The 25023-nt window shown below is 27.0% G+C and carries 19 protein-coding genes; 3 read left to right on the top strand and 16 right to left on the bottom strand.

Annotated elements, in window-relative coordinates:
• Nucleotides 1-16: 16 nt before the first annotated feature.
• The 5 genes from QZ288_RS03805 to QZ288_RS03785 all read right to left on the bottom strand — a co-directional run bounded on the left by QZ288_RS03805 (nt 17) and on the right by QZ288_RS03785 (nt 6449).
• Entirely contained in the window at nt 17-1354 is a 1338-nt protein-coding gene (locus QZ288_RS03805; protein ID WP_295155129.1) for a sigma-54 dependent transcriptional regulator, read from the bottom strand.
• A complete protein-coding gene (locus QZ288_RS03800) occupies nt 1347-2543 on the bottom strand; it encodes an ATP-binding protein (RefSeq protein ID WP_295155126.1) in 1197 nt (398 codons plus the stop codon). Before QZ288_RS03800 ends, QZ288_RS03805 begins: the two co-directional genes overlap by 8 nt.
• Nucleotides 2544-2601: 58 nt before the next feature.
• Nucleotides 2602-3960, bottom strand: a complete 1359-nt coding sequence (locus QZ288_RS03795) for a TldD/PmbA family protein (RefSeq protein WP_295155123.1) — start codon at nt 3958-3960, stop codon at nt 2602-2604.
• 2 nt (nt 3961-3962) lie between these two features.
• Nucleotides 3963-5351, bottom strand: coding sequence for a TldD/PmbA family protein (locus tag QZ288_RS03790; protein WP_295155120.1), 1389 nt, complete (start codon nt 5349-5351; stop codon nt 3963-3965).
• 156 nt (nt 5352-5507) lie between these two features.
• Nucleotides 5508-6449: an ADP-ribosylglycohydrolase family protein gene (locus QZ288_RS03785; protein ID WP_295155118.1), complete on the bottom strand. Its 942-nt coding sequence runs from the start codon at nt 6447-6449 to the stop codon at nt 5508-5510.
• A gap of 96 nt (nt 6450-6545) precedes the next feature.
• On the opposite strand from QZ288_RS03785, the gene QZ288_RS03780 reads away from it, so the two are divergent.
• A complete protein-coding gene (locus QZ288_RS03780) occupies nt 6546-6941 on the top strand; it encodes a secondary thiamine-phosphate synthase enzyme YjbQ (protein ID WP_295155115.1) in 396 nt (131 codons plus the stop codon).
• A gap of 63 nt (nt 6942-7004) precedes the next feature.
• Here the strand turns inward: QZ288_RS03780 and QZ288_RS03775 are convergent, their stop codons facing one another.
• The 3 genes from QZ288_RS03775 to QZ288_RS03765 all read right to left on the bottom strand — a co-directional run bounded on the left by QZ288_RS03775 (nt 7005) and on the right by QZ288_RS03765 (nt 11504).
• On the bottom strand, nt 7005-7682 hold the full coding sequence (locus QZ288_RS03775; protein WP_295155112.1) for a hypothetical protein: 678 nt from the start codon (nt 7680-7682) through the stop codon (nt 7005-7007).
• A gap of 8 nt (nt 7683-7690) precedes the next feature.
• Nucleotides 7691-8377: a hypothetical protein gene (locus QZ288_RS03770; RefSeq protein WP_295155109.1), complete on the bottom strand. Its 687-nt coding sequence runs from the start codon at nt 8375-8377 to the stop codon at nt 7691-7693.
• Nucleotides 8378-9566: 1189 nt separating this feature from the next.
• Nucleotides 9567-11504, bottom strand: coding sequence for a hypothetical protein (locus QZ288_RS03765; RefSeq protein WP_295155106.1), 1938 nt, complete (start codon nt 11502-11504; stop codon nt 9567-9569).
• A 276-nt stretch (nt 11505-11780) separates the two neighbouring features.
• Between QZ288_RS03765 and QZ288_RS03760 the strand changes: the two genes are divergently transcribed.
• Together QZ288_RS03760 and QZ288_RS03755 are read left to right on the top strand one after the other, a co-directional pair.
• Nucleotides 11781-12551, top strand: a complete 771-nt coding sequence (locus QZ288_RS03760; RefSeq protein WP_295155103.1) for an HAD-IIA family hydrolase — start codon at nt 11781-11783, stop codon at nt 12549-12551.
• Nucleotides 12552-12894: 343 nt separating this feature from the next.
• The gene (locus QZ288_RS03755) at nt 12895-13836 is read left to right on the top strand and encodes a DMT family transporter (RefSeq protein WP_295155101.1); all 942 of its coding nucleotides are present in this window, start codon (nt 12895-12897) and stop codon (nt 13834-13836) included.
• A 114-nt stretch (nt 13837-13950) separates the two neighbouring features.
• Here QZ288_RS03755 and QZ288_RS03750 read toward each other — a convergent pair whose 3' ends face one another.
• The 8 genes from QZ288_RS03750 to QZ288_RS03715 all read right to left on the bottom strand — a co-directional run bounded on the left by QZ288_RS03750 (nt 13951) and on the right by QZ288_RS03715 (nt 25023).
• Nucleotides 13951-14508, bottom strand: a complete 558-nt coding sequence (locus tag QZ288_RS03750; RefSeq protein ID WP_295155098.1) for a flavodoxin domain-containing protein — start codon at nt 14506-14508, stop codon at nt 13951-13953.
• A gap of 162 nt (nt 14509-14670) precedes the next feature.
• The gene (gene obgE, locus QZ288_RS03745; RefSeq protein ID WP_295155096.1) at nt 14671-16707 is read right to left on the bottom strand and encodes a GTPase ObgE; all 2037 of its coding nucleotides are present in this window, start codon (nt 16705-16707) and stop codon (nt 14671-14673) included.
• A gap of 150 nt (nt 16708-16857) precedes the next feature.
• Nucleotides 16858-18066, bottom strand: coding sequence for an OmpA family protein (locus QZ288_RS03740; RefSeq protein WP_295155094.1), 1209 nt, complete (start codon nt 18064-18066; stop codon nt 16858-16860).
• An 18-nt stretch (nt 18067-18084) separates the two neighbouring features.
• Nucleotides 18085-20928, bottom strand: coding sequence for a methyl-accepting chemotaxis protein (locus QZ288_RS03735; protein WP_295155092.1), 2844 nt, complete (start codon nt 20926-20928; stop codon nt 18085-18087).
• 92 nt (nt 20929-21020) lie between these two features.
• Complete coding sequence (atpD, locus tag QZ288_RS03730) at nt 21021-22433, bottom strand: F0F1 ATP synthase subunit beta (protein WP_295155090.1); 1413 nt, start codon at nt 22431-22433, stop codon at nt 21021-21023.
• Nucleotides 22434-22497: 64 nt separating this feature from the next.
• Nucleotides 22498-23403, bottom strand: a complete 906-nt coding sequence (locus QZ288_RS03725) for an inositol monophosphatase family protein (protein ID WP_295155088.1) — start codon at nt 23401-23403, stop codon at nt 22498-22500.
• A gap of 28 nt (nt 23404-23431) precedes the next feature.
• The gene (locus QZ288_RS03720; RefSeq protein ID WP_295155086.1) at nt 23432-24211 is read right to left on the bottom strand and encodes an MlaD family protein; all 780 of its coding nucleotides are present in this window, start codon (nt 24209-24211) and stop codon (nt 23432-23434) included.
• A 32-nt stretch (nt 24212-24243) separates the two neighbouring features.
• Complete coding sequence (locus QZ288_RS03715; protein ID WP_295155084.1) at nt 24244-25023, bottom strand: ABC transporter ATP-binding protein; 780 nt, start codon at nt 25021-25023, stop codon at nt 24244-24246.

The raw sequence follows: 25023 nt of genomic DNA, 5'->3' as shown, positions 1-25023 counted from the left end.
CCTATATTCTTATTTTTTATTTTATATCCTCTTTTAATTTTCTATATAGAGTAGCTCTTTCAATTCCAAGTATCTTTGCAACTTGTGCTTTATTAAAATTATTATGACTAAGCAGATAATTGATATACATTCTTTCAAGCTCTTCTAATGTAACATCATTTTCCACTACAAAATTTTCATCATTATTTTTTAATGCCCAATCAGGTATATTTCCCTCATCTATTTTACCATCTTTGCACATAACAACCATAGTTTCAATAGTATTTCTTAATTCCCTTACATTTCCTTCCCATTGCAATGATGATAATATTTTATACACTTTTTTATCAACAGATTTTATATTTATAGAATGAACATTTGAAAACTCTTTTATAAAATTATCTATTAAAAGCGGTATATCTTCTCTTCTCTCTCTAAGCGGCGGCATTTCTATTTTTATAACATTAAGCCTATAATATAAATCTTCTCTAAACTTACCCTCTTTTATTTCTTCAGACAATATCTTATTTGTAGCAGCAATTACTCTTATATCAACATCAATAGAACTATTTGAACCCACTCTCTCTATAACTCTCTCTTCAAGCACCCTCAAAAGCTTAACCTGAACAGTTTGATTAATTTCCCCTATCTCATCTAAAAATATAGTACCCTTATTGGCGGCTTCAAACCTTCCTATCTTTTTATCAATAGCACCTGTGAAAGAACCTTTTTCATGTCCGAATAATTCGCTTTCCAAAACACCTTCAGAAAGTGCAGCACAGTTTACAGTTATATAAGGCTGTTTTGCTCTGTCAGATATTTGATGAATGGCATTAGCAACTAATTCCTTACCTGTTCCGCTCTCTCCTTCTATAAGTACAGTAGCTTTAGTTCTAGCCACCTGTTTTACTGCCTCATAAACTTTCAGCATTTTAGGACTATGCCCTATCATTCCATAAAAACTTTCATTATAATCAAGCCGTTTTTCTAAAGTTTCATTAGTTTTTTTTATATTCTTACTTTCCAATGCTCTTGCTATTATAAGAAGCATTTTATCAAGATTAAAAGGCTTTGTCATAAAATCATAAGCTCCAAGCCTCATCATATCAACTGCCGTTTCTACATTACCATGACCTGTAAGTACTATTACAGGTATATGTTTGTCAAATTCTAAAATATCTTTTAAAAATTCTTCACCTGTCTTTTCAGGCATTTTTAAATCAGTTATAACTAAATCTATCCCGCCTTTATAAACGGTTTCTATTCCCTTTTCGCCATTATCTGCAGTTACAACTTCATAGCCCTCAAATTCTAATGATTTCTTGATGCCGTCTCTTATATTTTTTTCATCATCTATTACTAATATTTTAGGCATAATCTAATAAATCCGTCTGTAAAAATTTTTGATTCTCCTGATGCAAAGGAAGTTTTATTATAAACTCGCTTCCCACACCATATTTGCTTTCTATAGATATACTGCCGTTATGTGCTTCTACTATACGAACTACATTTGTAAGCCCTAATCCTGTACCATGTCTTTTAGTAGTAAAATAAGGCTCAAATATTTTATTTAATGTTTCTTCTTTCATTCCAATTCCTGTATCTTTTATACTTATAACAGCATAATTATCAATAGTTTTCAATTTTATATAAATATATTTTTTCTTATTCTGATTATCATTATCACTCATAGCATCTATTGCATTTTGTATTATATTAATTAAAGACTGCTTTATATATCTTTCATCTAATTTTAAAATTAAATTATCCTTATCAAATTTTATATCTATGCTTACATTATTTTTTTCTATCTCATATTTTAAAAATGAAACTGTTGATAAAATAATATCATTTATATTAATATCTTCAATATTAAGCTCTAATTTGCGTACAGAAAATAAAAAAGAATTGATAGTATCTTCAAGCCTGCTTATTTCCTCTTTTATAATATCAGAATACTCTTTAAAATCTATATAGCATTGACAATTATTATCCATATTTTTTTTTATTATCTTTTCTATAAGCTGTATATATATTGAAATAGATCCTAAAGGATTTTTTATTTCATGTGCTACTCCCGCTGCAAGAGTTGTAAGAGATGCTAGCTGCTCTGCTCTTTTAAGTTTTTGAGCACTTTCATAAGTTTTTGTTATATCAAATGCCTTTATAAGGGTGCCTATGATTCTTCCCTTATCTCCTATAGGCAGTATATTTATCTGAATTATTCTATCATTTTCATCATCTTTTAATAATTTAGTATCTGATATTTTATCTTTTATAAGTTCTAATACAGATTTTACTATATCATTTCCAATCATATATTTACTTATAGATTTTCCTTCTGAGTTTCTTGGTATAGAAAACAAAAAACATGCCTTTTTATTTATTCCCTGTATTAAGCCTTTATCATCTATAGCTATTATACCCTCTTCAAGATTTTCTATAATGATATTTTGAGAATAAAAAAGATTTGACAGTCTTTTAAATACTTTCTTCTTTTCAATGTCAGAAACTTTATCGAAATTCTGCAAAAATTTATAAAAAAACTGATTAGTACTATTCATTTTATAAAGTATAATAAAAATAAAAAAAACTTCAATACTGAAAAAAATAATATAAAGTTTATGAAGCAAATGATAATTCCCTAATCAAAGCACTAGGCGTATATATAGATGAATGATGATAATCGGTATCATCTGCAAGCATTTCTATATTATTTAAAAAGTCTAATATATTTCCTGAAACTATAAAAGGACTTACTGTATAGGACAATTTGCCGTTTTCTATTTTTATGCCTTCAGCCTGTAAAGAAAAATCTCCGCTTATTGCATTAACTCCTGAATGAGTGCCTGTTAAAGAATTTACTAATACTCCATTTTTAATTTGGGAAATCAGCTCCTCTTGAGTATTATTTCCATCTTCTAAAATCAAATTATGACATGATATACCTATTGAAGTTTTGAATCCTCTTGAAGCATGCGATGTTGTTTTTACGCCGTCTTTTTTAGCAGTATAATTATTATATAGATAGCTATTTAAAATACCGCTGCTTATTATATTCAAATCTTTAGTTTTAGAACCCTCTCCGTCAAAATTAGTATTGGCTAAGCCTTTATCATACATAGGAATATCTTTAATATTGATAATACTGCCTGCTATTTTTTGATTTAATTTGCCTTGAAGAAGAGATAATTTCTTTTGAACTGCCTCAGAAGAGAATAATCCCAAATAAGCACCTAGTATAGTTCTCATAGCCTTACTTGTAAATACTGTTTTATACTTACCGCTTTCTATAGGCTTAGCCGATAATTTATTTATAACATTGTCAGCTATATTCCTTGTAAAAGCATCAATATCAAAAAAAGCATCTCTTGAAGAATAAACATCAAAAAAAGTTTTTACTGCATTACTGTCTTTTGCTATTACTTCTCCATAGTATGATATGCTGTTTTTTTTCTCTTCTTTGCATATACCATTGCTGTTTATTATGCATTTAGTAAAATTATATCTTGCTAATCCTGCAGAAGGAACATTAACTATTCTTTTGTCAAATGAATATAATTTATCTTCTATAGATAATGATATTTCTTTAAGTTTATCATTTGATAAATTAATTATATCTTTATTAATCATATCATAGCTTTTTTCTTCATCATCTTTATCTATAAGCATATTATATTCAGGCTCAGAATCAGCATAATATAATGAAGTTTCTGCATTATCAATAAGACTATCCATATTAATATCAGAACTTATTTTTTCAGTAAAACTTATGCCCGCTTTTCCATTTTTAATTAATCTTAAGCCTATTCCTCCTGATTCAGCATAAGTATATCTATCTAAATCTTTTTCTCTTACAGTAAACTCCTCTTCTCCGCTCACTGACATATAAATTTCTATTTCATCAATATCTTTTGCTTTGTTTTTAACTATATCATATACTTCTTTTATTCTATTCATAAAGCTGCTTAATTCTGACATTATTATCTGCCTCCCACAGTAAGTTCTTTAACTCTAATAGCAGGCTGTCCGACAGTAGTAGGCACAGAACCTGAAATACTTCCGCAAATACCGTCAGCTAATTCTAAATTAGATGAAACCGCTTCAATATTCATAAGAGTTTCATCTCCCCGCCCTATAAGCGTAGCACCTCTCACAGGTTCAGTAATTTTTCCATTCTCTATTAAATAACCTTCAGAAACTGCAAAATTATAATCTGTTGTAGCAGGGTCAACCGAACCGCCGCCCATCTTTTTAGCATAAAGTCCGTATTCTATGCTGGAAATTAAATCTTCAAAACTTGAATTTCCTTTATCTATAAATGTATTTCTCATTCTAGAAGTAGGAGGATATTTATAGCTTTCTCTCCTCGCACTTCCTGTAACTTTCTGATTCATCTTCATAGAACCAAGCTCATCAACCAAATAATTTTTTAAAATACCATTTTCTATTAATACAGTTCTCTGAGCCTCATTACCTTCATCATCAATATTATAGCTTCCCCAAGCATTTTTTATAGTGCCGTCATCAACAGCCGTAACAACATCAGAAGCTATTTTTTCTCCCAATTTACCGCAAAATACACTGGCATTATCAGCAACAGATGTAGCCTCTAAAGCATGTCCGCAAGCTTCGTGAAATATTACTCCGCCGAATGCATTATCTATTACAACAGGATATTTGCCTGATTTAGGATATTTTGAATTAAGCATTTTTATAGCAGAATTAGCAGTTTCCATAGCCATATCTTCTAAATTAATGTCCTTTATTACTTGAAATCCGTCTAATGCGCCTTTTGTTCTGCTTGCTGTCTGAGTATTCACTCCATCGCTTGCCATTGACATCATAACAAGTCTTATATAAGTTTGAGAATCTTCTTTTAATATTCCATTGCTTGCACATACTAAAATATTTCTCTGCTTTTCCATATATCTGGCATTAACTTGTTTTATTTTATCAGATACTGCCCTTGCTGTTTTATCCAAATATGAAAGAACATCTATTTTTTCATCAAAATTAATATCAAAGGGATTTATATGCAGCGGATGATTATTATTTTCATTTGACTGAATAAAATCCTTAACTATATGCTTCTTATCATTTATAATTGAAGCTGCACTTCTAGCTAAATTAATTAAGTTTTCATTACTTATATCATTTGAATATAAATATATTGTTTTTTTATTAACTATAACTCTTAAGCCTACGCCATAATTATTTCCTAAATTCATATCATCTGCTTTAGAATCTAAATAACTTATTGAGTTTATTTTAGTATCTTCAAAAAATATATCAGCATATTCTCCCCCATTTTTTAAAGCTTCTTCTATAACAGAATGCAGAAAATTTTTATCAAAATTAAAATACTTCATTAAATGACTCCTTTAATAAATAATTATTTTAATTAACATATTTAATTATATTTATACAATAGTTTTAAATTAATATTCTTAATATATGATATTTATCATTTTACAATATAGCATATAATAAAATTATTTACAAGTTATATTAAATAATAACTATTACTAATAATTAAATTTATTGCAAATGGATATTATTAAATCTTTATTAAGCAAAATATCAATCCATTCTCTTGGTATACTCTCAATGCCATAATAAAGCCCTGCAAGACCTCCTGTAACTGCTTCAATAGTATCAGTATCATTACCTAAATTAACTGCTTTTAATATAGAAGCCTTATAATTATTTGTATTTAATAATATCCAAATAGAAGCCTCTAATGTATGAACAACATAACCTGTACTTTCTATACAATTTTCTGATAAATTTTTAAAATTTGATTCAAATATCCTATCAAAATAATTTAACTCTTCTTCATTTTTATAATATTCTCTTGAATCATTAAGTGATTTCTTAATAGCATTTTCTATATCAATATTATTTATCAAATTAATAGCTATTGCAGTATATATAACGCAAGCAATTAAACTTCTTTTATGAGAATGAGTTAATGAAGAAACATTATACAATATTTTTATAATATTATCATCAAATAAATTACCATTAAAATATTTAACTATATAAAAAGACAAAGGTAATATTCTCATTAAAGAACCATTTCCATTACTCATTTCATCTGACATTCCGCAATTTATAGCATCAATATTTTTAGTTTTATAATTTATAATAGCTTCTGAAGTTGTAATGCCTATATCAAAAGTATCATTATCAGCTGTATAATATGCATAATCATACCATAATACAAATTTATTCATAATATCATTATAATCAATTTCTTTATTATTTAAACTATCAAGTAAACATAATGTTAAACTTGTATCATCAGACCAAGTACCAGCTTTTTTATTATGTGTACCATTTCCTATCATATCAAATGCAGGATATTTTTTCATTCTATCCCTAGAAATAAATTCATAAGGAACACCTAAAGCATCTCCAATTGACAAACCCAATATAGAACTTTTCAATTTATTAATCAAACTCATATTAACCTAATAAAAAATTAAAAATATATTGAAAAATATAATGAATAATTGTACTATACTTTTTACTATATGTCTAATAAAATGGAGTTTAATAAAATGTGTACAATAAATATTAAAACAAAATCAAGATTCGATATAATTGATATAACAAAAGAAGTACAAAAATGTATAGATGAAGAAAAAGTAAATAATGGAATTGCAGTTATATTTGTGCCTCATACTACTGCTGCTATAGGCATTAATGAGAATGCAGACCCTGATGTTGTTTTTGATATGAAAAATGCTTTTAATAAATTAGTACCTCAGAATGATAATTATAGACATAGAGAGGGAAATTCTCAAGCTCATCTATTATCATCTTTAGTATCTCCAAGCTTAACTGTAATAATAGAAAACTCTAAAATAGTACTAGGCACTTGGCAGGATATATATTTCTTTGAATTTGACGGAGCAAGAAGTAGAAAAGTATATCTGCAAATTATTTCTAAGTAAAAAAATTATATATAGAAAATAACAGGGCTTTATTTAAATATTAAAGCCCTAAATAATATTATTTTATTTACTTAAAAAATACATTCCAAATTGAATGCCTATATCAAATGATGCTAAAGAGTCCTGATTAATAGTAATATCTTTTAATATTCCTTTTTTATCTATATTAATAGGAAAATCATAATTAGCATATACTCCAAAAGAAAACATAAATTTCCTTTTAGTTTTTATTAAAAAATCTACTGATGCTTTAACATACGGTATATAATAAGTTTCAAATGAATCTTTTATATCTCCAAAATCTAATGAATATTTATTTTTGTCATATCCTTTTTCTTCTCTGCTGTATTTTAAAGCTAAAGGCAGTTTTATTCCTCCGCCTACACCGATAGAAAGAAATCCTATATTAATTCTAGGAAATAAACCCAAAGATAAACTGCTGAACTTATAATTTTCTAAAACTTTATTGCCTTTAATATTATATTTTAATTCATATCTGTCTTTGCTGTATCCTATATCAAGCAGAAAAGCACTTGACAATAAATCATTATATCCCCAAAATATACCGGGCTGAATAGAGAAAGAACTGTCGAAATCTCTAAAATCTGTTGTAAATATTTTATCTCTCTCTGTAGTTGCACTGCTTGCACCAAAGCTTCCCATAAAACCGATTACAAAATCAGCAGCATAAATTACATTAAATGAAAATAAAATTGATAATAATATAAATAACTTTTTCATATTAGCTCCTAATAATAATTTTTATCAATATTCAAATTAATATAATATCCAAATTGAATACCTATATCTAAACTGCTTATAGAAGATTTATTGATTAAAATATCACTCATATAATTATTATCTTGAAAATGTATAGGAAAATCATAATTAACATATACACCAATAAGAAAATAATTAAAAATACTAAAATCAATAGAAAATCTTAAATAAGATATAAACACTTTCTCAAATATATCATTTAAATCTCCAAAAGTCAACATATAGCTTCTATATAGGCTTGGCTTATCTATTTTATATGAAGCTGATACAGGAATCTTAACTCCGCCTCCTGCTCCTAAAGATAAAAAACCGAAATTAAATCTTCCGTATCCTCCTATTAAAAAACTATCAAATTGATATTCTTCTATAGCCCTTTTACCTTCTATATTATATTTTAAACCATAAGAATCATGATAATATCCTAAATCAGCTAATATAGAAAAAGACATAGAATATGATATAGGCTGATTAATGCCTATTGAAAAATTAAATCCTACATCAAAATCTCTAAAATTAGCAGGAAATATTTTTGATGAATTTGTAGTAGTACCGCTAATTGCAAACTGGCTTGTAAAACCCAATGACAAATTAACTGCATTTAAATTGAGAGAAGCAATTAAAATTAATATACTTATAAAAAATATTCTCTTTCTCAAAACAAACCCTACTATAAATTTTTATATTATATATTTAAAGTATATTAAAATATAAAATAAAGTCAATAAAATAACAATATAATAAAGAGAACTATATATACATAATTGTATAAAAATATGAACTTTATATACCTTTTTAATATAGTTATTAATATATTATATAAAAAATTAAAAATTATAATAATATCAAATATAATAAAATAATGATAAAAAAATCTATTAATACATATATACAATAAAAATATAGAAAATAAAAAGCCTGATATATTTGAAATTATATATATGATATACTCTGTCTTATTATATTTTTTATCTATTCTAAATAAAAACATATTAAATATAAAAAACATAATGAACAGTAAATAAAATAAAATAAAAAATTTAATATACTGATTATATTTAAAACTAAAAACCATAACAGCAATGGATAAAGCACTTATAATTAAAGAGATAGTTCTTGAAATACTTATAGATAATTTGGTATTAATCATTTTATTATACATTATATAAGAAAAATAAATTAAAGAAATTTTAAATACCGCCAAAATAGATAAAGCTATTTTTAAATTTTTCATATCATTTCTTATTAAATATTTAAAAATTCTTTTATCATTCAAATTTAATAAAAAAGCTATAGAAAATACTATAACTAAAATTATAAAAAATATTAAAAAACTCCATATTATAATTTCAGCAATCATAGTATAAAAATCATATAATTTTGTAAATTTCTTAATATCATATTTAATATACGACATACCAACTATAAAAAGCATAATAAAATTTGCTGATACAATATTAATTATAAGTTTAATCAAAATATTTATATCTTCAAATACATTAATTAATAAATCATAAGAAATATTATATAAATAAAATGCTGTTAAAAAAATTAATATAAATGATATCAGCATAGATTTTACACTAATAGGATTTAATACAAAAAGAAATGAGAATATAAAAAATGATAAAGGAATTATCAAAGAAAAAAATATTTTTATATAATAAATAAATTTTTCTGTAATGATATTTTCTAAAATATTTAAATCTATATTAGTATTTAAAGGCATAATGCTAATATTAAATATAAAAGTAACATATACAGCAGAAACTAATAATATAAAACTAATTCCTATAATAGCATTAAATTTTTTATAAAAAGGAGTATCTATATTTATATTATTCACTATTAATTATCTAAACCTAATATATTAAGCATTTCATTTTCTATATTTACTATATCGCCGTACTCATCTTGAATAGCCTTTATTTCAGCCCTTTTACTTTCTAAAAGTTTTTCTTTTTCATCTTCTTCATTAAGTTTTTCTCTATCTCTATAATATATATCGCTTATTAATTTATCTGCCGCCCTCAAAGTTTTATCCGATACTATAGCTATATCAGAATCGCTTTTTACTTTATTCATATCAAAACCTGCATCCATTTTTAATGCCCCTTGCGGAACACCATTTACAATACTGCCTTTCCATATTAATTTAGGCTTGAAAGTATAATTTTTATATTTAAACTCATCAACATTAACAATATCATTCTCAGAAAATATATCCTGAGCAGTATTTGCTATTGGATTTACAAGAAGTATTTTATTTTTTCCATTTTCTGAATATAGTATTTGAAAATTATTAAGTCCCTGTTTGCTGCTTCCGTTTATAGATTTGGCTATAGTGCTTTCTAAATCTAATTCTAAATTATCTTTCAAAACCAAAGTATATGATGCCTTTCCTCCGCCGCCTATTGAATTATCATAACTTCCTCTAAGCATTATTTCATCTTTACCGTCATTATTTATATCGCATAAGAAAAATTCAGGCTTATATATTGGAAATGATAATATTTCATTTAAATAAGATGTATATTTATCCATATTAAATTTGCCATTTAAAATAAACTGAGAATCATCAGCAATATCTTTTACATTAGAGGTTTTAGCTTTTTCTAATTTAGAATCATCTCCAAGACGAAAATTAAATATTTCTTCTGTTTCAAAAGAAGCATATCTAGTATTTTCTATAAATGAAGGATTAAAATAATATATTTCTTTAAGTTTATTTTCATAAATAGAATAAACAAATGTATTTTTATTGAACTCTAAAAAATATAACTCAGAAAACTCATCATATTTTTCATTCGGATATGTATTATCAATATAATAAAAATTTTGATAATATACAGGAAGCTTCATTTTATCTCTGCTTAAATTTTCTTTGCTGTATGTTCTGATATACTTATTCATTATATTAGTATTTACTATATCCCTTATAACAGCAAAATAAGATTTATGAGCGTCGCTGTCATATAATATAGAAGATAAATTATAATTATTTTCATTATAAATATCCAAATACCCTGTACTTTTTGATATATATTTTAAAAATCCATTCTGATAAGCATCGGCAATCAGCTGCTCTGCCCCTAAATTTGAAGGAGCTTCTATTATATAATTTATAAGCTTCATACTATTAGAGTATATTTCATTTATATTATTGCCTTCATTTACAATCCCTATCATCATATTAATATTAGTAGAATCTAATTTTCTCCACTCTTTCAAATAATTCTGTATTTCATAAAAATTATACAAAGAATCCGAAGCCATATATGATAAAAATAAAGCTAAATAAATATCAGCATCTTTATTATTTATACTTAAAAGAAGTTCTCTTGCTTTTTTCAATGCTAGGTTCTGTTCAACATAATTATATTCAGAAGCATAATAATGCGACAAATCTCCGTCATATAAATCTCCTTTAGATACACTATCATTATAAGGATTATGATATGTATTAGATATATAATCCACAGCATATTTTTTTATATCATTATCTCCTACAAGTTTTTTATTAAGAAAATCTTTGTTTCTATTTATTATATTGCTGTAATTTATATCATGATAATAACTAATCAAAGCATTGCTGAAATTAATTTTATCAACTCTTACAGATTTATATACATATTTCATATCAAATGAAACATTATCTTCATTTTGAATATTTATGTTATAATCATTATTGATATTTAAATCATTATTTGATGATTCATTTTTACTGCAGCTTGAACAAATTAATACAATAAATAATATAGAAATATAAACCGCTTTTTTTAACATAATACTCCCATAATCTATACTAATAAAATATGTTTACTTGCTGTATATTATAAATAAAATAATTTTTTTTACAAGTATTATATATTACGCTACATTTAATACAAATAAAATATAAAATTCTAATTGACTTTTTATTTTATATTTATACAATTTATAGGTTAAAAATTAATATTAATTTTAGACAGTAAAAATATAGTATAAAATTTAGTTTTATTTTTTATAAAAAATTTTACTATTTTTATTATACTTATTTAATATAAAAATGGAGAGAAATCAATGATTAGTATAATATCAGATATGGATGGAGTAATATACAGAGGGAATAATTTAATAGATGGTGCAGAAGATTTTATAAGAATGCTTTTATATAAGAATGTGCCTTTTTTATTTTTAACTAATAATGCAGAACAAACTCCAATAGATTTAAAAAGAAAATTAGAATCATTAGGAGTTAATGGCTTACAAGAAAAACATTTTTTCACAGCAGCACAAGCAACTGCTATATTCTTACAAAGACAGCTTGCAAACGGAACAGCTTATGTTATAGGCACAGGCGGACTTGTAAGCGAATTATATAATGTAGGATATAGTATCAATGATGTTAATCCTGATTATGTTGTAGTTGGAAAAACTAATGCATTTAATTTTGATATGCTTCAAAAAGCTATTCATCTTATTAATAAAGGGGCAAGATTTATAGGATGCAATCCTGATATAGTAGATCCTGCTCCCAATGGCGAATTGGTGCCTGCAGTAGGTCCTATACTTGCTGCTATAGAATATGCAACAGGTAAAAAACCGTATATAGTAGGAAAGCCTAATCCTATTATGATGTCAATAGCAAAAAATCAAATTAATGCTCATAGTGAAAATACATTAATGGTAGGCGACAGAATGGATACTGATATATTAGGAGGACTTGGTGCAGGTATGAAAACAGCTCTTGTACTTTCAGGGGTTACCACTAAAGATATGATAGAAGAATTTCCATACCGCCCTAATTATGTATTTAATTCTGTTAAAGAAATAAATGTTGATAAATTATAATTAATATTTTAATAAGGCATATTATATTATTAATGCATAGTATATATTATTTTTATTATATATTATTAAAGAAACAATATTTATAATAATATTAGTCTATAATAATTATATGCTCTAAAATATAAAATTTTTAAATATATGTTTTTTTTAATTATTATAAAACTATATACAAAATAAACATATTAAATTATATTTTCTTTTTTTAATAAACTCTAATATGATAATGCATTTATTAAAGTTTGAAGGCATTTGATAATATATTATATAGTAAAAAATAATTGCAAAAAAATAATTTTATAATAGTATAATACACTGATTAATTTTTTTAATTTACGGACTTTTTATGTCAGATAATAATAAATCAAATAATAATTTAGGTTATTTATTTGCCATATTAGCAGTTATTATATGGAGCACCAACTTTATAGCTGCAAAATATCTTACAAATTTAATGCCTATAGAAATCTCATTTTATAGATGGCTTGTTACGCTAATAGTATTAACCCCATTTTGTATAAAAAAACTTCCTGAAAATATAAAATATATAAAGGGAATGCGTATAAAAATAATAATAATGTCAATACTTAGCGTAACTTTATTTAATACATTTGTATATATGGCAGCACATACAAGTAATGCTGTAAATATGTCTTTGCTTGCATCTTTATCACCTGTTGTAACAGCATTGATAAGCAGAGTAGTATGGAAAACTAAATTAACTATATATCAGAAAATAGGCTTATTATTGGTTATAATAGGGGTTGTAATTTTAATAACTAAAGGAAGCATAGAAGTTCTAATGAAAATGCAGTTTACTGTAGGAGATATTTATATGCTTTTCGGTGTTATAATATTTTCTGTATATACATTAATTCTACGAATAAAGCCCAAAGAAATACCTCATCATATTTTCTTTTATATTATGGTTATTATAGGATTTATACCATTAATGACAGTGATGATATTTATGTATATATTAAATAATGTAAATACTTTGAATACTTCATCTGCTTTAATACTTGTATATATAGGAATATTTCCGTCTGCATTAGGATTTATATTATGGAATATAGCCGTTTCTAAAATAGGAGCTATAAAAGGTTCTATAATATATGATTCCGTACCATTTTTTTCATCTTTACAAGCGGTTATATTATTAAATGAAAAATTATTATTGTTTCAGGTATTGGGAGGAATATTAATGCTTATTGGAATAATATACAGCAGTATAGGCGATAAAATATCAGAAAAAATAAAAAACAATAAAAATAAAAAAATCAATTAAGTTTTATTAATACATATTTTTTAGTATTGTTTTAAATAAAGATTTTTTTTATCAGAAGCTGTATTCTAAAGTCTCATGATAGATTATATAATTATATTTTTAAGCATTTAAAAATTATGAATTATTTTTTTCTTTAATTTTATTTTTTATATCAAGCACTATTTCTTCTACAGAACTCTTATTAAGAAAATCTATTTTTTTGCCGTAATTTTCTAATAATATTTTTTCATCTTCTGTTTTTACTGCTTTTTTAGATATTATTCTGCTTAGCATATACATCATTAATGCATGATGAAGTTTTAATTTATCAAAATCTATACTTCCTCTTAAAAAATAAAATTTCATATTATCTTTTTCATCAGATTTGAAATTTTGATTAACAGCATTATCATAAATCTCTTTATGTTCAGGATTGGTAATACCCACTACAACACAATACAGATTCTTTCTGCCTTTTAATTTATTATAAAATTTTTTAATTCCTTTAACAGATGAGAGTTTTCCTGCATACAAAGCACCCGCAAAAACAATAAAATCATAAGTATCTAAATTCTGAAAAGATACATTATCAATACCATAAAGATCCCCGTGAAGTTTATCAGCTATCCATTTAGCATAGGTTCTTGCAGCACCGTATTTACTTTTATAAAGAACAGCAATTTTATTTGACATAATATTTATCCTATTATTAATTTTTTATTTTCTATTATTAATTTTTTTATTTCATAAATACTAATAACTTATATATAGTGTTATCACTCTTTTTTATTATATACAATTTTTTTAAATATACAAAAACCTTAAACATAATATCATAGCTTAATTAATTTTTTTTTAAATATTAACAGCATAAGATAATACTCCATTAACTACCTCTTCTCTCAATTTTCCGCTTTCAACTAATTTTTTTAATAATTCATTTACTCTTCTTTCATCTTCATTAAAACTAATTGATATCATACGAATTGTATCAGGCTGTCTTATCAAAAAATTTATTATATCTTCTTCAGTTATTTTTTTTGTATTTCCTTTAGCATTTTCAGATACGCTAGGAATATCTATTTTAATGCTGCATTTTAACTCAAAATATTTTTTAGCTTTTTTCATTTCTTCATCATTTAATGCTAAAGCCTTATTATCAGAGGTTCTTCTTGTAGCTGTAACAAGCTGTATCATATCGGGTTTTATCTGTTTGGCTATTTTTATTATATCATCAAGCTCTTCTTCGCTGTCATTAATTCCTTTTAGTAAAAATATTTCAAGCCAATATTCGCCTTTAAAAACCCTTCTAAACTCTATAAGCCCATTAACCATACTGTCAAAATCTATTTCTTTGTCAGGCTGATCTATAAGTTTAAAAGTATCAATATTTCCTGCATCAAGAGAGGGTATTACCAAATCCGCCATAAGCAAATTTGAACGCATTTCCTGTTTATAGAGTAAAGAACCATTTGTTATTATGCATACTGGTATATCAGTTATCTGCTTTATTTCATAAATAAGTTTTTTTAAATTTTTATATAAAGTAGGTTCTCCTGAGCCTGCGAATGTTATATAATCAATATTTTTATTATTAAGCAAAGCCTCTTTCAATTCATATATTATCTCATCAGCAGAATAATAATCCGCAAGATTAGTTTTTGTATTTTCCTCTGAACCTAATTGACAATATATGCAGTTATAAGAGCATGTTTTATGCGGTATCACATCTATACCTAAAGAGTTTCCAAGCCTTTTTGAAATAACAGGACCGAACACCCTTTTAGTTTTTAATTTAGATTTATTTTGATTAAGCAGCAAAGGTTCTTTTGTATGCTTTACAGTATTATCATATCTTTCCTCATTTGCCTTATAAAATGCATTTGTCACTTTATCAAGCAGTTCTCCGTCCAAGCTGAATACAGATAAAGCAAATATTTCAGGCTCTTCATAATGAGATTCTTTATTATTTTTATATTCTTTTTTTACAGCTTTTTCTATTTTTTTTAGTTTTTCTTTTATTTCATCTTCTTCAAGCATATCAGTTTTATTTAATACTATAATAGACTTTTTCTTTATTAATTCTTTACTATACTGTTTTAATTCATTTCTAAGTTTTTTATAAGTATCAGCTGCATCTTCATCAGTTAAATCTATAACAAAACATAAAGCCCCTGTTCTTTCAATATGCCTTAAAAAAGTAAGTCCAAGCCCAGCTCCATTGCTTGCTCCTTCAATAATACCGGGAATATCAGCAATAACAAAACTTCTCTCATAATCCAAATAGCAAACGCCTAAATTCGGGGTAAGAGTAGTAAAAGGATATGATGCTATTTTAGGATTAGCTCTTGTAAGTCTTGCAAGCAAACTTGACTTTCCTGCATTAGGCATACCTACAAGCCCTATATCTGCTATAAGCTTAACCTCAAGCCTTATATTTAATTTTTCGCCTTCAAGTCCATGCTGTGCATAATCTGGTGCCTGATTAACAGCTGTAGCATAGAATTTATTTCCCTTTCCTCCTTTTCCTCCTCTTGCTGCAGTATAGCTTTGTCCGTCTTCAATTAAATCAGCCAATATATTATCAGTATCTTCATCATAAATTACAGTACCTATCGGAACTCTTATAATAACATCATCTCCCCTTTTTCCGTCGCTAAGTCTTGCCTTTCCTTGTTCTCCGTCTTTTGCTTTAAATTTTTTTCTGCTTTTTATTTTGCCGAAACTATTTATTCTAGCATCAACTCTTACAATAACATCTCCTCCGTCTCCTCCATTTCCTCCGTCAGGTCCTCCCATAGGTACATGTGCCTCTCTTCTAAAACTTACGCTTCCAGCCCCTCCATGTCCTGCCTCTATCTCAAAGCTTACTACATCTATAAATTGATTCATATTTATTATTGCCTTAAATTTATTTTATTATTAGAATTATTTGTTTTAAGGATTAATTATATTACAAAAAATTATTTTATCAATAGTTTTATTAATGGCATAGTTAATATAAAAAATATATGCTTTATAGAATTTTATATAAAAGTATTATCATCTCAATTTGATTATAATATCAACTCTTCTATTCTTTTTTCTTCCGTCGGCATTATCATTAGAAGCTATAGGCTCATCATCAGCAAGCCCTTTATAAGATAATTTATCATGATCAAGATTAGGCAGTATATAATCAGCTACAGACTTTGCTCTTTTTTCAGATAATTCCTGATTATACTCTTTTCTTCCTGTATTATCTGTATGACCTTCTACTATAATTTCTCTGTCAGGATAGGTTTCTTTTATAGCTTTAATAATATTATCTATAGTATTTTTAGCATTAGGCTTTAAAGTATATGAATCTGTATCAAAAAGAATCTCACCAAGTCTTAATGCTAAGCCTTCAGGTACTGTATCTATAGTAACATTATCATCATTATAAAGATTATCTTCAAGTATTTTTCTATTATAATCCTCTTCTTCTTTTGTGATAGCATCATATATTTTATATGTGCTTATAATATTCATTTTATACTGAAGACTGGCATAGGATAATTCTTTACCATATCCGAATAATATTTGATATCTTTCCTGCTGAGATACGGGAATATTTTTTTCCATATCCCAAAGAAAAGTACCATAATTAAAACCGTATATTCTTTCAGGATATCCTTTTTTTGAAAGACCTGCCTGAAGCAAATCTTTATCTGTCATAATATGATACTGTATAACAGCATTTCTATTTCCATTATCATTAGTTTCTACATCAGCAAATAAATAATCTGAAGAAAGTGCCATAGTAAGATTAGGAGCATTATTTACTCTTATAATTTCTATAGATTCCCTATTCCAAGATTCTGTGAGTTTAACTTCATTATCTGGAAAAGTCGGAATATGTCTCACATTGGGCATAAAATAATTATAAGGCACTTCAAATTTTCCATTAGTATGAATTATAAAGTCGCTTGTATGCTCTTCGTCAAGATGAAAAACATTCTCTCCTTTCATCATTCTAAAAATTTTAAATACTCCGCTTACTCTGTATCCGCCTTTAGGTGCAATAGCAATTACTGTTAAATCAACTATATTTCTTTCTTTATATGTAGTTTGAAGTATTCCATTTTCATAATATTCAATATCAGCAGTTTTTACAGATTCTATTCTCTTTCCTTTTTCTAAATTCCAATAGAATTTATGACTTATTTCAGAATATACTATATTAAAGAGTAATAGCTGAAATATAATAAAAATGACAACTTTTTTCATAAACTATAAAAATAAATATTATTTGTTTTTACTGCTTTCTTTCTTTAATTCTTTTAATCTCATCTTTTCTTCTCTTAATCTCTCTTTCTCTGCTTTGCGTTCTAACCTTAATCTTTTTCTGTCTACTAAAGTTTTTTTAGTATTTTCTTTAGCAATATCATCATCAGTTTTTTCTGTCTTAAAAGAAATAACTAATTTATACAGCTGCAAAAATATATATTGAAGCTCCTTAATCCTTTTATCCATAGTTTCCATATTACTGCTGCTGGTATTAGAAAGATTAGAAACATTTTCTATTGAATTTACAAGTTCTTTCATCTCTGTTTCTGTAGCATTAACTACATTAACTACATCTTCAGCTAATTTATCTACACTTGAAATATTATTGCTTACAGCAGAACTCATCTGCATTTGCTTTAATGAAAGCTCCTGTACATCTTCAGTAATATTATTTAAATTGCTTATATTCATTAATATTTCTCTTCTGCCTATATCAAGCTCATCATTAGCTCCCGATATAGTTGCTATCAAATCTGCAAGAGTATTGGAACCCTCTAATATCTTCTCCATAGACTCAGAACTTTTAAAAGCTAAAGATACAGTATGATCTATTGCCTGAGTAGTTTCTTCAATTATTTCATTGATTATCTTAGAGTTTTCGCCTGTATCCTCTGCTAATTTTCTAATTTTATCCGCTACAACCGTAAAACCTCGTCCATGCTCTCCTGCATGAGCAGCCTCTATTGCAGCATTCATAGCCAAAAGGTTTGTCTGTTCTGCTATATTATGTATTACCTGAGTAATATTTGTTATCTGTTTAGAATACTCCTTAATACTTTGAATAGAGTCAACAACAGATTCTCCTATATTACTTCCGTCTTGTGCTTCTGTATAAAGTATTTTAGCATAGTCATTAGCTTTAGTTGCCCCATGACTCACTGTTACAATATTAGCCATCATCTGCTGTACTGAACTGCTGGTTTTGGCTACAGCTTCTGACTGCTGCTTCATCTTATTATTAATATCATTGATATTTTCTAATAATAGCTGAACTGTTTCATTAACTGCTGTAAATCTAGTTCTCTGCATAAAGCTTACTCTGGCAGCATTGGCTGAAGATTCCGCTATTTTTGCTGAATTTGATAATTCTGTTTCAAACTCTTTATATATAGTATTAAAATCACTTATACTTATGCTGATAGAAGCCCTCATATTTTGAATATTTCCAGTCAAAGTATAAGCATTATTTTTTACGCTTACTATAATATTCTTAACTTTTTCTAAAAACTTATTGAAAGAATGTACAAGTTCGCCTGATTCATTATTATTAACAACAGGAAGCCTTATAGTTAAATCTCCTTCGCCTTCACTCAAAGACTCAGAAATATTTTTAGCTAATACCAAAGTTTTTCTTAATGAAAATATTAAAGCTAATATAACTATTAAAAATAATAATAAGCCTAAATATATAATTATAGAATTTTTTATTATAGTGCTTCTAAATAATGGATTTTCATAAACATTCTCAAGCTCCCAAATACTTATGATATTTAAATTATTAAATAGCGAATATTTTATAAAAAATCTATCAGAATTCCTTATATTAAGAGCTTTTGCTTTACTAATTTTAGTATTATTATTGGCAATATCTTTTATCTCTCCTCCGATAATAGGATTATCCAAATCTTTTTGTACAGAACCTATTAATCCTGGATTATTAGAATCTTTTATAACATAAAGATCATCGGCTATAAAAATATCTAAATTTTCTTTTAAAGAAGTATCCATTAAGAAATCACGGTAAACAGAGCTTTTTACTTCTAAAGTAATAAAACCTACATTGGTATTATTAAGTACGATAGGATTATAAATATAAAAAGATTCTGAGTTCTGTTCTATGCTTATTAAAAAATTAGTATCATTAAAAAGTTTAGATAAAATATTGTCTGAAATATTCAGCCTGAAATTTGTACTTATTGTAGCCAAATTATTTACATAATACCGCCAGTTTATAAATATATTATCTGCCCTTGCATCATTAATATTGATATTAATATTTTCAATATCATTAAAAAATATAGAAAAAGATGATATATTATAATCATTAGCATATTTTGTACTTAAAAAAGAGGATAAAACATTAACATAATTATCCAAAGTATAATTATTTCTTGATAAAACTCTCATATATGTCAGTAAATTTTCAGACATATTTACATAATTTTGAATAGCATCAGATACATTAATAACAAAATTATCCGCATAGCCTTTTTTCAGCATCGTATTATATTCTCTGTTATAAATAATCTCAGATCTATAATGCATACCATTAATTAAAGTAATAATAAATATAGTTGTAGCCATACATATAGGCAGAAAATTATATATCATAGGCAGATAATATTCTCTTTTAGCTGTCTTTTTATACAAAGGTCTTACCAAAATATTAAAGCATATAGAGGAAACAGACATAGCTATAGCAATCAAAAATATAACCATTATAAGCCGTATATTGAGTATTTCAAATAATGTTATGCTTCCGTCTAATATATAAACTGTATAAGAAACAACTGCCACCAAAGCAACAGCAATGCCTGATTTTACTACATATATAATGCCTAATGGTATAGATTTTCCTTTTTCTATTTTTAAACAGTCAAAAAATAAGCTTAAAGCTGTAGCTAAAGCTAATAGAATAATAAATAAATATACATATATTTTTAAAGAACTTGACTGCTGATAAATTGTTTTTAATAACATAGAATATGATCCGACTGAAATAGCAGCCATAATTAAAAAAGATATTGGTATATAAATCTTTAATCCTTTTTTTAATCTATCTTCGTTTATTTGAAAAATCATACCATTCACCTATGAAAAATTACATACTGTTTCAATTGTCGGTAAATACCGCCGTTTATTTAGCATAAATAATAATTAACTATTTAACTATTTTAACTATGCATAGTCTTTGCTTTAGAAACAGCCTCTTCTATAGAACCAATAAATCTAAATGCCTGATCAGGCAAATCATCATAATCTCCATTACAAATGCCCTTAAAACTTTTTATAGTATCTTCTAGTTTTACATATCTTCCTTGAAGCCCTGTGAACTGTTCTCCTACAAAGAAAGGCTGACTTAGAAACTGCTCTATTTTTCTAGCCCTTGCCACTACTAATTTATCATCTTCCGAAAGTTCATCAGCACCAAGTATAGCTATAATATCCTGCAAATCTCTATATCTTTGAAGTATATGCTGTACATTTCTTGCTACATCATAATGTTCCTGTCCTAAAATATTAGGATCTAATATTCTGCTTGTCGAAGCTAGAGGATCTACAGCAGGATAAATACCTTTTTCGCTGACATCTCTTGATAATACTGTAGTAGCATCAAGATGCGTAAAAGCTGCAGCAGGTGCAGGATCCGTAAGATCATCTGCAGGCACATAAACAGCCTGTATTGAAGTAATAGAACCATTCTTAGTAGATGTTATTCTTTCCTGCAATTGCCCCATTTCGCTGGCTAATGTAGGCTGATAACCCACTGCTGAAGGCATTCTTCCAAGCAATGCAGAAACTTCGCTTCCAGCCTGAGTAAATCTGAATATATTATCTATAAATAAAAGTACATCTAATCCGGCAGAATCTCTAAAATATTCAGCCATAGTAAGTGCTGATAAAGCTACTCTAAGTCTTGCTCCCGGAGGCTCATTCATCTGTCCGTAAACAAGACAAGTTTTATTTATAACCCCAGATTCTTTCATCTCTGTCCATAAGTCATTACCTTCTCTAGTTCTCTCTCCGACTCCTGCAAATACAGAATAACCGCCATGCTCGCTTGCTATATTATGTATAAGCTCCATTATAAGAACAGTTTTTCCTACCCCTGCTCCTCCAAAAAGCCCTGTTTTACCGCCCTTAATATAAGGTGCTAACAAATCTATTACTTTAATGCCTGTTTCAAAAATTTCAAGTTTAGGTTCTAAATTTTCAAATTTAGGAGGAGAAGCATGTATAGATCTGTACTCTTTAGCTGTTATAGGCTCTCCTTTATCAACAGTCTGTCCCAATACATTAAATATTCTGCCTATAGTTTCATTTCCCACAGGAACCATTATATGACTGCCTGTATCAAATATATCATCATCTCTTGATATTCCGTCTGTAGATTCTAATGCTACAGCTCTTACTCTTCCTCCGCCTAAATGCTGCTGTACTTCGCAAACTATATGTCTTTGTATGCCTTCTATTTCTTTATCTATATAAAGTGCATTTAATATTGCAGGAAGATGTCCTTCCTCAAATTCTGCATCTAAAGTAGAGCCTACAACTTGAACTACTTTACCTCTTTTTCCTTCTGACATAAAAATTCCTTATATAAAAAATCATAATTTTTATACTGCTTTTATTTTATTATCTATTGCAAACTTATTCAAGTACTTTAATCATCTCTTTATGAATTTTTTTATTACTTGCTATATACTGTTTCTTTGAAAAAATATCATATTCTTTCATATTTATGTTGCTTACCATACCGCCTGCCTGCTTTAATATAATTGTTCCTGCACATATATCCCAAGGAGAAAGTCCGTATTCAAAAAATCCGTCAGCTGCACCTTCTGCTACCATACATATATCAAGTGCCGCAGATCCGTCTCTTCTCAAAGCTAAAGAATATCTCACCATATTGGCAAAATCTACCATTCTGTCATGAAGAAAATCCTCATCAGTACTGACATCATAATAAAAACCTGTTATTATAAGAGATTCTATTAATCTATTAGCAGAACTTACCCTAATAACATTATTGTTCTTATATGCTTTAGATTTTATATGTGCCTTATAAACAGTATTAGTTAAAGGAGCATATACTACCCCTAATATAGGAATACCCTTATAAGCAAGCCCTATAGATATACAGTAAAACGGATATCCGTGTATAAAATTAGTTGTTCCGTCAATAGGGTCAACTATCCAAGTAAATTTTTTACTGTCATTTTTATTAGATTCTTCACCATAAAATCCGAATTTAGGATATCGTTTTAATAAATATTCTCTAATAATTCTTTCATTTTTTAAATCTATTTCAGTAAATAAATCAGTTTTCCCTTTCTTAGAAACTTTTTTAGGACAGGAAAAATATTTTAAAGAATATTTACCCGCTTTGACAGCTATACGCTCTGCATCTTTCAAACATTTATTTAATTTAGATTTTGGAAATTCTTTTATCTCTTTTAATATATTATTATATTCTATTTCATTATCAGATAATTTTGATTTCTTATTTTTATTAGAAAAACTTTTTGTGAAGAGAGTTATAATATCATCTATCATATTTTCCTCCATAAAATGTAAAGTATTATTATTTATTTTCAGTTTCCCTAAAAAGCAAAACTGAAGGATTATCTTTCAATTTTTGACTAAATACTTTTAAATTATTAACTATTTCATTAAAATTAGTATGAACCTGAGGGTCTTTTATTATAGCACCTATAGTACCATTTCCTTTTTCTACATCATTAACAACATAAGACAAATCTCTTGCAATTTTATTTACATAAGATAATGTTTCGCTTACATTAGAAATAGAACTTCTAATATTGCCTTCATTAGTTCCTATAATCTCAGTTATCATATCAATAGTTTGGGAAAGATTATTTAACACTCTTGATATTTCATCAAAATTAAAATCTTTACCTAAATCGCCTATAGACCCTAAAGTAGTTTCTATACTGAAAGGCTCAACACCTTTTACTACTGTGCCTGCAGGAATACTAGTCATACCTGTAGTAGTGGATACAGGAGGAGATACCATTATATATTTTTCTCCAAGTCCTAAACCTACAGTTTGTATAGAAAATTTTGTACCTTCAGGAAGTATAACATTTTTATCAGTAATAAATAAAGTTACCCGTATAGTTCCGTCCGGATTGATACTTATTTTTTCAATAAAACCTATCTGAATTCCGCCTCCTCTGTATGAAACCTTACCATTTTCCTGCAAATCACCAATGAATGCATAATCTACATACAGTCTGTACCCGTCGCCTTTTAATTTTATTTTGCCTAGTAATATTATAGCACCTATAAATATTATAAAAGTAATAATAAAAAATACACCTAATTTAACTTTATTTTTCATAACTGTTTCCTTATTATAAAATAATATATAATTTAGTCTTTCGGTCTGATAGTTTCTATATCTTCGCCTTTTTTGGCTATACTGCTCATAAAGAAAAATTTTAAATGAGGATTATCAGTTTCATGCAAATGATCAGGATCTCCCCCCTCTATAATTTGCCCCTTATGCAGCATAACAACTCTGTCAGACATTCTAAATACACTAGTCATATCATGAGTAATAACAATACTTGTAACATTAAGTATCTCCTGCATCTTTACTATCAAATCATCTATAACCCTTGACATAACAGGATCCAAACCTGTAGTAGGTTCATCATAAAGAAGTATTTCAGGATCCATAGCTATAGCCCTTGCCAAGCCTACGCGTTTTTTCATACCGCCTGAAAGTTCAGAAGGCATTTTATGTTCTATATTAGGCATACCTACCATTTCAAGAACTTCAGCTACTTTTGCCTTTATCTTTTCTTCAGGCATATTCTTTTTAATTCTTCTAAGTCCGAAACTTACATTCTCATAAACATTTAATGAATCAAATAAAGCAGCTCCCTGAAACACCATAGCAAACTTTTTTCTCACCTCTGTAAGCTCATTATCAGAAATTTGATTAATATCCTGTCCGTCTATAACTATCGTGCCGCTGTCAGGCTGAAGCAAGCCTATCAAATGTTTTATAAGCACGCTTTTTCCGCAGCCCGAATTCCCTATAACAGATAATGTTTCTCCCTTATTAACTTTAAGATTGACGCCATTAAGTACTTTCTGAGTACCAAAGCTTTTATATACATCTTTTAATTCTATAATATCACTCAT

It is taken from the genome of uncultured Brachyspira sp. (assembly GCF_910578695.1).
Taxonomy (GTDB): domain Bacteria; phylum Spirochaetota; class Brachyspiria; order Brachyspirales; family Brachyspiraceae; genus Brachyspira.
Note: the sequence above shows the minus strand (reverse complement) of the source record. Positions and strands in the feature narration are given on the sequence as shown.